Consider the following 14,437-nt stretch of genomic DNA (forward strand, 5'->3'; position numbering starts at 1 on the left):
GCAAATTCTTCCTTATCATAATCAGATGGCAAGTGGAGCCAGTCACGGAAGTCAGCACCAGCACCAGTCCCGTTACGTAATTCATCATCTGCTGCAGTAACCATGGCCTGCATTTCGCCTAATTCATTTTTATTAACGAATTTCTTTAAGCCAGTTTTGTCAAAAGAGATATGTGCCATTGATATAATCTTCTTTCTGTGAGTTGTTTAGTCGTCTAAAGCGCTTACTTATTCGACACTTTGTATGATAGCGCTTACCGAAGAATATGTCAACCGGTTGACATACATTTATTTGCAAGATAATATATTCCTCGAGTATTTTTTACTTAAAGTGGAGTATTTACCAGAAGGGATTATGAATGATGAGTAAAGAAAAAGTTATTAGTAAAGATGAATTAACCGGTAAAGAAAAGAAAGTCAGCCCCCAAGTCGTTAGTAAACAAGTTGAGCCTGATAAAGAATGGGTGGCAAAACGTCTCAAGCAAGTCAAAATCAGTGGGAACATTGCAACAATTGCTTGCTTAATAATGTACTCTTCATATGTCGAACAAATTATCGCTAACTTTTCTGGTCATCCAGTATCCCCTGTGCAACCGTTTTTTGCTGCTATTAACGCTACCATGTGGGTTGTTTATGGTTGGCTGAAACCAATTAAAAAGGATTGGCCTGTGATTATCTCTAACTTTCCCGGAATCATTTTCGGAATTATTACTGCAATTACAGCCTTTATCCACTAATCTAATTAGCGTTCCTGGCATTAAGTGAAGGTTAGCTTGAACAAAAAAGACTGAGGAACAAATCGTTTCTCAGTCTTCTTCTATTTATGCAGTTGTTGAGTTAATGAGCCGTACTGGTAATTTCACCGTTTTTTGATATGGCTTGCCATCAATTTGGGCCATCAGTAATTCAATGGCCTTCGTTGCCATTTCTGGTAATGGCTGCTGAATCGTCGTTAATTCTGGCGATAACATCCGCGTAATATTAGCACCATCAAACCCTACGACTTTAAGATCATTTGGAACATGACGATTAAATTCCTTACCGACACGAATAATTAAGCTAGCGTTGGTATCGTTATCAGCAAAAATCCCATCAACTTCCGGATGCTCGCGAAACATCTTCCGAAAGACTTTTTTCTTGGCCTCCTCAGAAATATCAAATGATACTTGATATGTAATTGGTTTCATTCCATGACGGTGCAAAACATCTTCATAAGCTTGTTGCCGCAATTCATTTGGTGAAACCTGATAACTAGGGTAATTAGTATGGATAATGTGTTGACATCCATCATTCAATAATCGTTGAACAGCTAACTCGCCACCATGGTAATTATCCGAAGTAACAATTGGAATATTATTCCCCATATAACGTTCAATCGAAACAATTGGCAAATTTGTATGCTGGTATTCGGTAATACCCTGATTGTGGGCACCAACGATCAACCCATCGACCTGGTGATTTAAGAGTAGTTTTAAATACTGGCGTTCCTTTTCGGGATTATTCTGACTATTGCCCATCAAAGCTCCATACCGCAGGGCCGCCAATCGTTTTTCCAATTCCGCCTCAAGTTGAGCAAAAAAGGGATCATCAACAGTTGGAAAAATTAATGCAACCAAATGAGTGGACTGGCGAAATAGTTGGCGCGCCACAACATTAGGACGGTAATGTAGTTTTTCAATTGCCTGATGGACCTTTTCGACAGTCTGTTTACTTAAATATCCTCGATTGTTTAGGACCCGTGAAACGGTTGTTTTAGAAACACCAGCTTCTTTAGCAACATCTTCTAACTTTACAGATTTATTAGTCATACAATAGTAACCTCACTCATAATTACTATTATACCATTTTGTTCATTAGTGAATTTGTGGAACAGGATTTAGCATTTTAAATTGTCGCTGGTCTTCAAATAATTTGGCCATTTGAAGCAGTAGTTCTTCATGACCCTTGTCAGCAATAAATTGAATCCCCATTGGGGTCCCTTGCTTACTCATTGCTGTTGGCAAAGAAATTGCTGGCTCACCAGTCATATTAGCCTGCTCAGTAAATGGCGAGCGAGCGGCTCCAGGTAAACATTGATCATAAATGAGCTGCCGTTGTTCCCCGGGCGTTAATTCTTGAATGTGTTTCATCTGGTCAATATATTCGACCCGGTCAGGATCGTCAACCCGCGGTGCCGGTTCAGCATTAGTTGGTGTTAGAAATAGTGGATAAAACTGGTGCATTTGGGAATGTTGAGCAGCTGCTTCATCCCACAAGCTCAATGCCTGACTATATTCAGAGCCCAGCACGTGTTGACCCATCTGCCATAATGCCCACGTGTATAGTTCCATGTCATTCCGTCCCAGCGGTCTTTTCATCCCCCGTTGTACATTTGCAAACATCGCAGCAGTTTCGGCACCGTTCATTAAGTAATAAGAACGCATTAATTTTCTTCCATCAACAGGATCATACATTTTTTGAACATGGAAACCCTGGTCACGAAGAAAATCTACTGCGTCAAGAACAGCTTGCTTAGCTTCGTCGCTTACGGGAGTGCCTAATGGTGACTTTGTCGTATAGCCAATCGTAATGGGTGGAATAACATTACCGAGATTCTTTGCAAAGCCACCCGCATACAACGGTGTCTGAAAAACCGCCTCATCTTGTACCGTCTGTAATTGGTCCAACAGCAATGCCGTGTCCTTAACTGTCCGGGTTAAAGCAAAGTTAATTGAGGCTCCTTGCCAAGAACGCCAACCGCTAGGCCCAGTTGGAATCCGTCCACGTGTTGGTTTTAAACCAATTAATCCGGACCAGCCAGCGGGAATTCGAATTGATCCCCCGCCATCATTGGCGGCAGCTAATGGCACCCAACCATCAGCAACCGCTGCAGCAGAACCACCAGAAGAACCACCCGGCGTGTATTCATTTACCCAGGGACTTTTAACCGCACCGTAAAGTTGGTCATCGGAAACATTCTTGAAACCAAATTCAGGGAAATTCGTCTGACCAATGATAATGAAACCGGCTTTTTGCAAAGAACGAACAAAGTTACTCGTTTCGCTAGCAACGTGGTCCTTGAATAACCGATTGCCATTAGTATCCGGTTCACCAGCCAAGGGCTGGCCAAGGCCCTTAATTAAGATTGGGACGCCTAAGAACGGCTGACCATTATCCTTCAGTTTCTGTGCCTCCTGATGGGCAGCCTCAGCCCGAAGATGAATTACCGCATTAAGCTTAGGATTGCGTTCTTCAATTCGCGATAGTGCTGCATCAATCAACTCACTGCTGGTTACTTGACCCGTTTGTACAAGTTGACCAAGTTGATATGCAGGTAATGTTAATAGCATTGTTTTGATATTCACAATGGTTACTTCTTTCTATTAGTTCACCACAATTAGACTCTTTTATTATAAACCGTCTCAAAATTCTTGTAAAAGCGTTTACATCAGCCTATACTTTAGTCAAATTCTTAGCAAGGAGATGAATTTATTGTGGGTTGGGCCAAGTTTCTTTCTATTCCTGGTTTCTTCGATGCCCCACTGGCCTTTCGTTCATTGCCAACAATTCTGAGTGGTCTGCCGTTGTCACTGCTATTATTGATCATTTGTTTTACGACATCCAACATTGTTGGCATTTTAGTCATGCTGCTCCGGATTAGCAAGTCGAGAGTTTTATCCTGGATTGCCCGTTTCTACATCTCATTTTTCCGTGGTGTCCCCCTGCTGGTTGTCCTGTTCTTAACTTACTTTGGAATTAACATGGATGCCATGCCAGCAGCGATCGTCTCGTTTACGGTGGTGCCAAGTGCCTTTCTGGCTGAATATTACCGGTCAGCTCTCAAAGGGGTTGGCCACTCCCAGTATGAATCGGCCGAGGCATTAGGGTTGCCATATCACACAATGATGATGTACGTCATTTTACCGCAGGCCTTCCGAATCGTTCTGCCATCACTTGGTAACGTGATGTTAGACATGTTCAAGGGAACATCATTGGCGGCAATGATTACCGTTTCAGAAATGTTCATGAAAGCCAAAATCGTGGCTGGTGCTAGTCAAGACTACATGACCATTTATATTGAAATTGCGGTCATCTATTGGCTAGTTTGCTGCGTCCTCGGATGGATTGAGCATTGGTCTGAAGATTACTTTAGTTTCAGTTCTACTGATGAATAAGTGTGTTGCTAGGAGGAACATTTTAATGAATCGTAAAAAATTATTATTACTACTATCGATGGTAGTGCTGGTCGTTGTTGGCCTCTCTGCATGTGGTCGCAAGAGTGCCGCCGATAAAGATACCTGGACAGTTGCTACTTCAGGGACACTGTACCCAACTTCATACCATGACCCGAAGACGAAAAAATTAACTGGTTATGATGTGGAAGTTATTCGGGCAGTTGCCAAGGGACTTCATAAAAAAGTTAAGTTTAAGGAATACGGTGTCGATGGTATGCTGACCGCCGTTAAAACTGGTAAGGCTGATATGGCGGTTGATGATTTTGCTATTTCTCCAAGTCGAACTAAGTCATACCGGATGTCAACACCAATCAAGCACTCCTTCAACGCTTTGATCGTCCGGAAGAGCGATGATTCTGGGATCCACAACTGGAGTGATTTAAAAGGTAAGAAGTCCGCTGGTGAAGCCGGGACTGGTTACCAGCGTCTTTCCCAACAACTTGGTGCTAAGCTAGTTAATTACGATAACGTTTCTAATGATGTTTATACTAAAGACGTTGCTTCTGGCAAGACCGACTACATCATGAATGATTACTACCTCCAAAAATTGGCCTTGGCTGCTGAACCAAACAGTGGTCTGAAGATCAAGAAAGGCATGTACTTCACCACTAACGAAGACGGTAAGGGTGAAGGAATTGTCATGAACAAGAAGGATGCCAAACTCCAAAAGCAAGTTGATGGCGAACTCGCTAAATTGAAGAAGAATGGTACCCTTTCCAGAATTGCGAAGAAGTACTACGGCTCTGATATTACCAAGAAGCCTCATGTTCACATTAATAAGCACTTCAAGATTCAAAGTAAATACGATGGCCGTTAATTAATAACGATCAAAGAAAGCGCCCGTGGAATTAGCCACGGACGCTTTTGTATTTTTATTTGAAAAATGACTTTGTTTGCAACCACTTGGAAATAGCAATGGACAACCCAACACCCATGGCTAATGGCAATAAGGCGGAGAAGTTCAAATGACAAACTTCAAACAGCATAAATAACGCCATCAATGGAGCCTGTTGGGAAGCAGCCAAGAAGAAGGCCGCCCCTAAAACAGCTACTTGCGCGATCGTTACGCCAGGGACGAAAGCAATGTAAGCCATCCCGGCAAAAGCACCAATAACCGCACCAGCTGCAATTGACGGCGTCAGTACACCACCATAGCCACCGCACTTCATGACGAACAGTGTCACGAGGACTTTAGCTACTAAACCAAAGAGCAGCGCTAAGATGACCTTCTGGCTGTGCGAATTAGTACTCATTGCTAACTGGGCTAAGCCACGGCCATTCCCCATAATTTGCGGATAGAAAGCAGCAATCCCACCAGTAATAGCAGCAACCACTGGCAATTGAATCATAATGTTAATGTTACGAACCCGATGGGCCTTCGCCTTTGCAATATACTTTTTAAAAATTGTTCCTATTAACCCTGACAGCGGGCCTAATAAAACAACTAGTGGTAATAACTGTAAATGAAAATTATTCGACCCAACTAAGTAATAAGGCTTATACCCTTTAACAATGGAACCGATTAAAGTGGCAATCGTTGACATAGTCAAACTAACGGCAATCACCCGTGCATTAATTTTCTTATAAAGCAATTCAATACAGAAAACTGCTCCAGTAATCGGCGCAATATAAACCCCGGCAAAGCCGGCCCCCGCAGCGGCAGCAACTAGCATTTTGCGGTCTTCCGCCGTCAGCTGTAATGCTGGATACTTAGCGGTTACTTCTTCCCATTTTTGGGCCCAGGCAGCACCTGCTTCCCGTGGTGCTAATTCACGACCAATTGAATTTCCTGTCCCAACGAAGAAGATTTGCGTGCAAACGTGAATTAGGGTCTTCACGAGTGGCATTTTTTGACCATCAACGGCCTTGCCTAATTTAACAGGACGGTAATGCCGCTGCAAATAGTACCAAATAATTGCCGCGATAATCCCACCAATTAAGACTGAGATAAAGCGGTGCATCGCCCCCGCATTGACGTCGACCGGGACCAAGTTAGTTTCTTCAAAGTTCAAAAAGAAGCGTTCTGTCACATCTAACAGCACACTAAGTAGTAGTGAACTGAAGCCAACGATCACTCCTAAAACTAAGGTTGCGACAACCATTGCGCTGTTTTTCGACTTAGTTTCCAATTTCAATTCTCCTCCTAATTATCCCACTGGCCACTGCCAGGCTGGTTATACCTGGCGCCATTGGGTAACGTAAAGTGAAGTCGGTTGTAGCCGTTCCACCAATGTTGTTGATGATACATCCTTGTTTCATAATTATCAATAGAGTGAATAGTCGCCATCCCCAATGATTGTCGAACAAGGTTGGATAGGCGAAGCATTTCCTGTGGTGGTGCAATTTGAAATGATGTTTCATCGATAATAGCGTCTTTTCCTTGAAGATGTGTATGGGTCGTATTTGCCAATGCAGCATGGTAACTCAAATACAACCGTTCTACCTGGTTAATTGGTAAGTCCGTCCGCACCCCATCACGTACTGCCGTCATAATTTGGTGAGCAGCAGTGATAGAACCATGTTGTTTAAATGACACAATCGCTGACTGTAAAACCTGCTGACCACGTTCTTGACGGCCATAATCATTATTGGGATCATCATAGCGCATCCGCGAATACTTCAAGGCCTCTTCGCCATTTAAATGCTGGTGACCTTTTTTGAAGTGGTGACCTTCATAAGTAAAGGCAAACGGATTATTTACGTTGACACCGCCAACCGCGTTCACCACTTTCTTTAACGTCCCCATATTAGTCAGAACATAGTAGTCAACTGGGACGTGTAACAATTCAGCAACCTGGGTTTTGGCTTGCCGAGCTCCACCAATCGCATAGGCAGCATTAATCTTAACAAAGTCGGGGCCTTTCTTAGTATTGACCCGTACTAAGGTATCACGGGGAATCGCCACCATTTGAATCTGCTTCTCTTTGGGGTTAACCGTTAACAATTCCATCGTGTCAGTATTACCGGCATAGGACGTTCCCCGACCCAGGGCACCAACATCAGTTCCCATCACAAGAACGGTAAATGGCTTACCGTGCCTCAATTTGGCTGGCATGGAGCGAGAATTAGTAGTCATCATCTGACTTGCAGTCGTATAGAAGGAATGGTGAGCCCACCCTATTAAGATGGCAATTACCATCATTCCTAGTGCTACCATCAATGGCCAACGACGGCGAGGACGTTGATGGCGACCATGATATTCATGCATCTAAAACTCACTTCCTAGCTAATTATTGGATAACTTTATCAAGCTAATAATTAGTGTACGCGTGCCTTGGTAAATAATAAAATACTGTTTTATAATAAGTGATATTAAATATTTGAATATCGTGGTGACTATTATGAATCTCAAACAACTACGGCAATTTTTGGTTGTCGCTCAGGAACACCAAATTACTTCCGCCGCTAAGTTACTATATACATCCCAACCACCCCTTTCCTATAACATGAAGCAACTGGAAAAAGAGCTGGGGACTAAATTATTTATGCGGGAATCACATGGAATCGAATTGACCGATGCAGGTAAAGTCTTCCAACGCTATGCTAAGCAAATTGTCAGTCTTGCGGATAATGTCAAAGAGGAAGTGCAACGTGAACAGGCCGGCACAATGGGGACTATTAAACTGGGCCTGATGTCATCTGCTGGGAAGCTCATCGATCCCACCATCCTCCAGTCTTTCCGCCAATATTACCCTGATGTGACATTTGAATTAACCGAGGGTAATACCTTCGAATTAATCAAGCAAGTCAATAGTGGTTTGATTGACTTAGCTCTTGTCAGAACCCCTTACAATGCTCTTGGCATTGAAAAGAAAACCATTGCTAATGATCCGATTGTAGCGGTGTTTGACGACCACCAGTATCATTTACCGATGGGGAGGCTGGATTTACTAAACTTCAGTAAACAACCCCTGATTTTGTACCGTCGCTTTGAAGCAATATTAAATGACGGGTTCGCCCAAGCAGGTATTTCCCCTTTTTATGCCGTCAAATGCGACGATGCCCGAACAGCCGTCTTGTGGGCTGACTTGGGGATGGGCATCGCATTGGTCCCTAAATCAATTGCAGAGTTATATGCCAACCACTCCCTGCGAGTAATTGACCATCCACGTTGGGCCACTAAAGTGCAGTTAGTTTGGCAAAAAGGTAGCCAACTTAGCCCCATCACTAAAAAGTTAATCGATGCATTATAAAGAAAAAACCATTTGATGCGCGAAACATCAAATGGTTTTTAAGTCTATGAAAATAATTGACTACTTGTTTTCATCTTCAGCAGCTGCTTTATCAGCCTTGGCTGTAGCTTCTTCTTCAGCCTTTTGGGCTGCTGGATCAGAGTTAATCTGAGCTTCCATCTTAAGAATATGACGTTCCTTAAATACTAAGTAAACTAAGAGGCAGAAGGCAATCCCAGCAGCAACGTAAATCGTAGCAGATGATGCGCCCCAGCCGTAGTGGTCAACCAATTGACCAATTAAGGCCGTAGCAGCAGTTTCACCAAAGACATACTGGAAGAAGCCCATGAATCCAGTTGAAAGACCAACGGCGTAATTTGGTACCGCTTCGTTAACCATCAATCCAACTAATGATAGTGGTGCGTAAATCAGACTTCCCATGATGAAGAGAACAGTTACGATTACAGCATGGTTGTTAGAAGTGAAGTAGGTGATCAGGCAAATGATCATCAGGATAACACAGATGAAACAAACCAGTGAACGACGACCCTTCAAAAGGTCAGAAACAGCACCCAAGATGATAACACCTGGAACAGCAGACAATTCGAAGATTCCGACTAACCATTTAGCCCAATCAACAGAGAATCCTTTGGTTGGCAGGTATGAAGGAATCCATGACATAATCCCATAACGAACAATGTAAATTGACATTGAAGTTAAGGTAACGGCCCAAACAACCTTGTTGCATAAGATGTTTTGAACCAGAATCTGCCAGAATGACTTGTTAGACAATTCTTGGGCAGTTGAATTACCATTTTCATCCAATTCCACGTGGCCAGAATAAACAGCCATGTTTGGCAAGCCGGCAGCTTCTGGACGTTCGGAGTTGATCAGCAGCATGATCGTAGCGATCACAGCAGAAACAACTGAGGCGGTCAAGAAGACGGCTGGTAGTGAACCGGAGAATAAGAATGTGGCAATTTGGATACATGCAACACAGGCAAAGGCCCCCGCGTTGTGGGCAGATGCCCAAACGGCAAAGACAACCCCACGGTGTTTCTTAGCGAACCATAATGAAATTTCACGCTGACAAGCTGGTGCACCCATGGCTTGCGTAATGGAAATTAAAAGCATTAAGAAAATAATTGCATAGAAGTTCTTCGTGAAAGCCAAAATGGCGTTAAAGAAACAAGATAGGTACAAACCAAATGCTAAGAAGGTCTTAGTGTTAGCCTTATCAGCTAAACCACCCATGAACAGCTTGGCAACCCCATAACCAATCCCGAAGGTAGACAGAATCAGACCGATTTGACCGATACTAAATCCATATTCCTTCATAACTGGCTTCTGTTCAGTCGTAAAGATTAACCGAATAATGTAGTAAGCCAAGTAAGAGAAGCAGGTGGCAATTAAAACACCGGCTTGACGGCGTTTATAAGTAGAACTTATTTTGTCCTTTGGTACTAATTTCTCAGCATCCGGGGACGGTTTAAGAAAATGAAACACTCCAAACAACTCCCTTGTTATAACGTTGAGTAGGTAATTCCTACATCACAAGTTTTATTATATTTGATTTTCAGTAAAATTTAAAGAAGCGCTTACATTTTTACTAGACAAAAATGAACCAATTTGAACAATATCGCATGGCAGTTTCAAATTGGTCTAATAATTTAAAAGTGTCTCATTAGTCGTGATACCAGCATTATTGATAGCTGATTAAATATCATTATTGCAAAAGGTTCATTATATTATGAGCAGTTATTTAATTCCGAAAAAAATATTTAAATTTCTTTAACGATCGATTTTACTAATTCCATGGCTCCTTTTTTGTTAAATGATGCAATCCCGGAATCCGGTCCATTGGAATAGCCTGAATAACTGTTGTCAGCAAAATCAATACTGAGCCAAACACCGCTGCCACTGTGAGTCGTGTCCCTAGTAACGTCACCGCCAGCAAAGTGGCCACTAATGGTTCAAAAGCTGACAAGATCCCCGTTACGGCTGGCGAAATGTAGCGCATACTTTGCAAAAACATGGTATACGAGAACATGGTCCCGCCGACAATAATGTAGGCAATCAGTAACCAGCCCAACAAATCCAAGTGGGGTACTGGATGAATAAACAATTCTGGTATAATACAAACTCCTGCTAGGAGCATGGCAAATCCACACACAGCAAGAGCATCGAAGTGTTCAAGCAATGGTCGTGGCAATAAAGTATACAATGCGGCCGCAACGGCGCACCAAACACCCCACAAAATTGCCCGCGGTGTTAGTGTCAAGGTATTCAAATGCCCGCCAGTCACAAGATAAAATGTCCCAATTAATGCAACAACAACGGAAATATTGTCTAATCGACTTGGCCAATGGCGTTCTGCGATTGCTAACCACACAATAATAATGACCGGTTGCAAATACTGAATCACCGTCGCAGTCGGCGCATTACTATATTTAACTGCCAAAAAATAAGAAATCTGTGAGTTGAGCATCCCAAAAACGGCAAACATGACTAAATAAAAAATATTTTTCTTATTAGTTGCCAATGCCCGTACCTGGTGAGGTGCCTTATAAGTACTCCATAATAACAACAATGCACCAGCTAGTAAAAGCCGCATTGCCGCTAACCAATTGGTGTTAATGTCCGTTCTAGAAAACAGGTACTGAGCAGCCGCTCCAGAACCACCCCATAAAGAAGCCCCACCAGCTGCTAATAAGACTCCTTTCATTTTTCGTGACATACTTATTCGCCCTTTCGTTTAACTCTGATAACTTAATTTAACATCACCTCCCAGCAAATGGCCATATGAAAGCCTTTGATATTTAAAAAATTAACTTTTTGAAAAGAGCTAAGACAATGATTATGTAACCGGTTTCATTCTCTGAGCATTTGTTAATAAAAATGGCGAATTTTTAAGAAAATCGCTCACTAAAAGCTTATGCAATTATTATCATCATAATGAATAAAAGCTGTTATAATACACTGTGGAGGGGTTAATAAGAACCCAATTATTTTCCAGATTATGTTAAAAGGAGTTGTTCAATATGATGTCTGCTATGAGTAATGTTATTGCCTTAATTAGTTTCGTGGCCCTGATTATTGCGACAAGCGCCCACATAATGAACAATCGGGCTTAAGCAATTATTTTAATGGTTTTATTCAAAAAAGCGATGAGGTAAATTACCTCATCGCTTTTTTGGTATTACTAATGATAACTAATAACAATAAAGAGCATTGCACCAGCCAACAGTCCACACAAGGCCCCGACAATCACGTCACGTGGGTAGTGAACACCACCGATAACCCTGATAAACGCCAAAGTAAGTGCTAACCCTAACAATATTAACCCTAGCCACCACTGAATTAACCACACACATAGCGCAATCATTACTGCTGAAAAAACGTGGCGGGAAGGCATTGATTCCCCCCGCCCCTCACGAGGAATTAACGGTTTAATTGGCCACTTTTCATATGGCCGTGCATAGTTTAATTGTCTGCGAACAATGGATAATAGGACAAAACTGCCACCGGGTATGACAATGAATGGCCACAAAGATTGTGGAGCGATAATCAGCCACAACAGCAAGCTAAAATATGCGATGTACATGACCCACACAATGAGTGTGTTGGACCAAATTAACATTTTATGAGCAGTAGGATGGCCATTAAACCAGGAAGAAATTTGCGAATAAATTTGTTGATAGTTCATCTTATGGCAATGTGTTTCCGGCAGCCAGATACAGGTCGTACCATTCCTGGTTTGTCAAAGTAATGTCACTTCCGGCCGCACTATCTTTAATGTGTTCAGGGTTCATTGTACCAATCAGGACTTGCATGTGCGCAGGATGTTTCAAGATCCATGCCACAGCAATGGCATTCTTGCTGACATGATATTTAGCAGCTAACTCACCGAGCTTATCATTTAACTCGGGGAACTTAGGACTATTAATGAAAGTCCCCGCAAAAGTCCCGTACTGGAATGGCGACCATGTTTGGATAGTTATCCGGCGCAAGCGCGTGTATTCAATCAGCCCCCCATCATGGTTAACGGAACCATCATCCGTCATGTTTGTGTGCAGACCATAGTCGATCATCCCCGTATGTCCCAAACCAAACTGAACTTGGTCCACTAGAAGGTGTTGGTTAACTGCCTGCTGTAAAAGGGCAATTTGTTGCGGGTTAAAGTTGGAAACCCCAAACCGACGGACCTTACCACTAGCTTCCAATTGGTCAAATGCTTCAGCAATTTGTTCTGGTTCCATGAGTGGATCCGGGCGGTGAATGGCTAATAAGTCTAAGTAATCAATCCCCATCCGCTGGAGAATCCCATCAACGGCTTTTAATAGGTGATTCTTCGATGAATCATAACGGGTAATCTTATTATCAGCGTTCGCAAATAACCCCGCCTTGGATTGAATAAAGAAGTCCTCACGATGAAGACCACTTTGCTTAAACGCCTGGCCAAAGTGAATTTCAGATGAACCCCGTCCTAATTCCGGGTCATTACCGTAAATATCTGCAGAATCAATGTAATTAATTCCTGCTTCATGAGCTGCTTGAAGGGCTAACGTTGACTTTTCAACAGACAAGGTCCCCATTCGCATTATCCCTAGTGCAATATTTGATACAGGCAGATTAGTGCCACCAAGTTTAACTGTTTTCATACCATTATTCCTCGCTTAACGAGCATAATTAATTAGTTCCACTGATTATTGTACAATAGATTAAACGAAGCGAATGCGTTAATCATGTATTGGTTCAATTAGACACAGATCGTTAAAATTGTCTAATTTTGATTGACGCCGGCTTAACTTATGCTAAGATTGAAGACAGGTAGCGATTAACTACCTGCTTACTTACATGAAGGACTACGATTTTTCGTGGTCCTTTTTTGTTGAGCTATAATGTGATTAGTAATGATTAAATATATAAAATAATGACTCTGGGGGCGCATAATAATGACAACCGTTTATTTAATTCACGGCACTTCTACTAAGGATGACGACTGGTTCCCTTGGCTTGAGCAGGCCGCTAAACCGTCCATTAAAGTAAAACGGCTAACCCTGCCCAACCCTTTCAATCCAAAGCAAGATGAATGGGCAGCCGCTGTTAACCAGCAGATCCCTGCTCAAGATGGGGTCACCATCATTGCTCATAGTCTGGGTTGTATTACCGCTCTTCGTTTCGTAGAACAGCACCAGATTAGTAATGTTAATTTAATCTTGGTCGGTGCCTTTGCAGAACCACTACCTACTTATCCAGAACTGGATAATTTTATGACACCACGTCCTGATTATTCGCAGATCAAAGATAAAATTGCCCAAGCAACTGTCATCACCGCACAAAATGACCCTATCGCCCCTTATCAATATGCGGTGGCCGTTGCTAATAGCATCAATGCCAAACTTTTACTCCGGCCAACTGGTGGCCATTTCTTATCAAGTGACGGTTATCAAGAATTTCCATTAGTGTTGGATGAATTACAAGATATGGTTAATGATGAGGGATAAAAATGAGACAAATTAAATTAATGCTGGTCTGCATTTGTGCTTTGATCGGCATCAGTATGGGAAATTGTCAAGCAAATGCCATGAAGCAAAGCGACTTAAACAATCACGTTTATATTGTGACAATGATTAATGCCAACGCCTACCGAACGGAACACCAATACGCTTTCTTTGATCAACATGGGCGCGCAACGTATGTCAACGTTGAAGACATTGATAGCCACAGTAATCCAGTAGTGGATGCGCACGCAAACAAAGAAGAGCAGGCTGCTCCCGAAAAGATTCGCCATCTGCTCAATCGGCCACGCTATTTGAATCGACAGGCCACAAAGAATGTCTTTACCATTCAGCGTAATAATAAAATGCGGATTAATAACGGAAAACTTCAGCCTAAGCCAGCGGGCAAATTAGACGACCACGCTAACCCGCATGACTTCACCGTTACTTATTCTGATAATGATCAAAAGTACACCAGTGTACAGTTCAAACTAGCGCCTAAGACCTACCAGTATCATTGGATTAAGTAATTAAAAACGGGTCAGGATAAT

At 42.4% G+C, this 14,437-nt stretch carries 14 protein-coding genes and 1 pseudogene; 6 read left to right on the top strand and 9 right to left on the bottom strand.

All coding sequences use genetic code 11. The features are described 5' to 3' along the window. Positions 1-179, bottom strand: a pseudogene (gene pgi / locus FD27_RS08755) (glucose-6-phosphate isomerase); the annotation flags it as partial. 284 nt (positions 180-463) lie between these two features. On the opposite strand from pgi, the gene FD27_RS07875 reads away from it, so the two are divergent. Beyond that, positions 464-736 carry a SemiSWEET family transporter gene (locus FD27_RS07875; protein ID WP_057752568.1) on the top strand — a complete coding sequence of 91 codons (273 nt, stop codon included), beginning with the start codon at positions 464-466 and terminating at the stop codon, positions 734-736. Between the two features lie 84 nt (positions 737-820). Here FD27_RS07875 and FD27_RS07880 read toward each other — a convergent pair whose 3' ends face one another. Next, positions 821-1,807, bottom strand: a complete 987-nt coding sequence (locus tag FD27_RS07880) for a LacI family DNA-binding transcriptional regulator (RefSeq protein WP_057752364.1) — start codon at positions 1,805-1,807, stop codon at positions 821-823. Positions 1,808-1,852: 45 nt separating this feature from the next. Continuing rightward, the gene (locus tag FD27_RS07885) at positions 1,853-3,328 is read right to left on the bottom strand and encodes an amidase (protein ID WP_151495813.1); all 1,476 of its coding nucleotides are present in this window, start codon (positions 3,326-3,328) and stop codon (positions 1,853-1,855) included. 144 nt (positions 3,329-3,472) lie between these two features. Between FD27_RS07885 and FD27_RS07890 the strand changes: the two genes are divergently transcribed. Then, positions 3,473-4,153 carry an amino acid ABC transporter permease gene (locus tag FD27_RS07890; RefSeq protein ID WP_057752370.1) on the top strand — a complete coding sequence of 227 codons (681 nt, stop codon included), beginning with the start codon at positions 3,473-3,475 and terminating at the stop codon, positions 4,151-4,153. A 25-nt stretch (positions 4,154-4,178) separates the two neighbouring features. Further along, positions 4,179-5,030, top strand: a complete 852-nt coding sequence (locus FD27_RS07895; protein WP_057752374.1) for a transporter substrate-binding domain-containing protein — start codon at positions 4,179-4,181, stop codon at positions 5,028-5,030. Positions 5,031-5,085: 55 nt separating this feature from the next. Here FD27_RS07895 and FD27_RS07900 read toward each other — a convergent pair whose 3' ends face one another. After that, a complete protein-coding gene (locus tag FD27_RS07900; RefSeq protein ID WP_057752377.1) occupies positions 5,086-6,342 on the bottom strand; it encodes a chloride channel protein in 1,257 nt (418 codons plus the stop codon). Between the two features lie 14 nt (positions 6,343-6,356). Beyond that, complete coding sequence (locus FD27_RS07905) at positions 6,357-7,421, bottom strand: LCP family glycopolymer transferase (protein ID WP_057752379.1); 1,065 nt, start codon at positions 7,419-7,421, stop codon at positions 6,357-6,359. Positions 7,422-7,554: 133 nt separating this feature from the next. On the opposite strand from FD27_RS07905, the gene FD27_RS07910 reads away from it, so the two are divergent. After that, a complete protein-coding gene (locus tag FD27_RS07910) occupies positions 7,555-8,406 on the top strand; it encodes a LysR family transcriptional regulator (RefSeq protein ID WP_057752383.1) in 852 nt (283 codons plus the stop codon). 60 nt (positions 8,407-8,466) lie between these two features. On the opposite strand, the gene FD27_RS07915 is transcribed toward FD27_RS07910, so the two are convergent. The 4 genes from FD27_RS07915 to FD27_RS07930 form a co-directional block, all read right to left on the bottom strand. After that, on the bottom strand, positions 8,467-9,891 hold the full coding sequence (locus FD27_RS07915; RefSeq protein WP_057752385.1) for an MFS transporter: 1,425 nt from the start codon (positions 9,889-9,891) through the stop codon (positions 8,467-8,469). A 301-nt stretch (positions 9,892-10,192) separates the two neighbouring features. Then, the gene (locus tag FD27_RS07920) at positions 10,193-11,122 is read right to left on the bottom strand and encodes a DMT family transporter (protein WP_057752388.1); all 930 of its coding nucleotides are present in this window, start codon (positions 11,120-11,122) and stop codon (positions 10,193-10,195) included. 465 nt (positions 11,123-11,587) lie between these two features. After that, positions 11,588-12,091: a phosphatase PAP2 family protein gene (locus FD27_RS07925; protein WP_057752390.1), complete on the bottom strand. Its 504-nt coding sequence runs from the start codon at positions 12,089-12,091 to the stop codon at positions 11,588-11,590. A 1-nt stretch (position 12,092) separates the two neighbouring features. Continuing rightward, a complete protein-coding gene (locus FD27_RS07930) occupies positions 12,093-13,046 on the bottom strand; it encodes an aldo/keto reductase (RefSeq protein ID WP_057752393.1) in 954 nt (317 codons plus the stop codon). Positions 13,047-13,340: 294 nt separating this feature from the next. On the opposite strand from FD27_RS07930, the gene FD27_RS07935 reads away from it, so the two are divergent. Further along, on the top strand, positions 13,341-13,892 hold the full coding sequence (locus FD27_RS07935; protein WP_057752395.1) for an RBBP9/YdeN family alpha/beta hydrolase: 552 nt from the start codon (positions 13,341-13,343) through the stop codon (positions 13,890-13,892). Between the two features lie 2 nt (positions 13,893-13,894). Continuing rightward, on the top strand, positions 13,895-14,416 hold the full coding sequence (locus FD27_RS07940; RefSeq protein ID WP_057752398.1) for a hypothetical protein: 522 nt from the start codon (positions 13,895-13,897) through the stop codon (positions 14,414-14,416). The last annotated feature ends 21 nt before the right edge of the window (positions 14,417-14,437 follow it).

This window comes from Limosilactobacillus frumenti DSM 13145 (assembly GCF_001436045.1).
Lineage (GTDB): Bacteria > Bacillota > Bacilli > Lactobacillales > Lactobacillaceae > Limosilactobacillus > Limosilactobacillus frumenti.

What these genes read in the sequence shown, in the direction of transcription:
- FD27_RS07880 (WP_057752364.1), bottom strand. Translation starts at nt 1,807, where the DNA reads ATGACTAATAAATCTGTAAAGTTAGAAGATGTTGCTAAAGAAGCTGGT.
- FD27_RS07885 (WP_151495813.1), bottom strand. Translation starts at nt 3,328, where the DNA reads ATGCTATTAACATTACCTGCATATCAACTTGGTCAACTTGTACAAACG.
- FD27_RS07895 (WP_057752374.1), top strand. Translation starts at nt 4,179, where the DNA reads ATGAATCGTAAAAAATTATTATTACTACTATCGATGGTAGTGCTGGTC.
- FD27_RS07905 (WP_057752379.1), bottom strand. Translation starts at nt 7,421, where the DNA reads ATGCATGAATATCATGGTCGCCATCAACGTCCTCGCCGTCGTTGGCCA.
- FD27_RS07910 (WP_057752383.1), top strand. Translation starts at nt 7,555, where the DNA reads ATGAATCTCAAACAACTACGGCAATTTTTGGTTGTCGCTCAGGAACAC.
- FD27_RS07920 (WP_057752388.1), bottom strand. Translation starts at nt 11,122, where the DNA reads ATGTCACGAAAAATGAAAGGAGTCTTATTAGCAGCTGGTGGGGCTTCT.
- FD27_RS07925 (WP_057752390.1), bottom strand. Translation starts at nt 12,091, where the DNA reads ATGAACTATCAACAAATTTATTCGCAAATTTCTTCCTGGTTTAATGGC.
- FD27_RS07930 (WP_057752393.1), bottom strand. Translation starts at nt 13,046, where the DNA reads ATGAAAACAGTTAAACTTGGTGGCACTAATCTGCCTGTATCAAATATT.
- FD27_RS07935 (WP_057752395.1), top strand. Translation starts at nt 13,341, where the DNA reads ATGACAACCGTTTATTTAATTCACGGCACTTCTACTAAGGATGACGAC.
- FD27_RS07940 (WP_057752398.1), top strand. Translation starts at nt 13,895, where the DNA reads ATGAGACAAATTAAATTAATGCTGGTCTGCATTTGTGCTTTGATCGGC.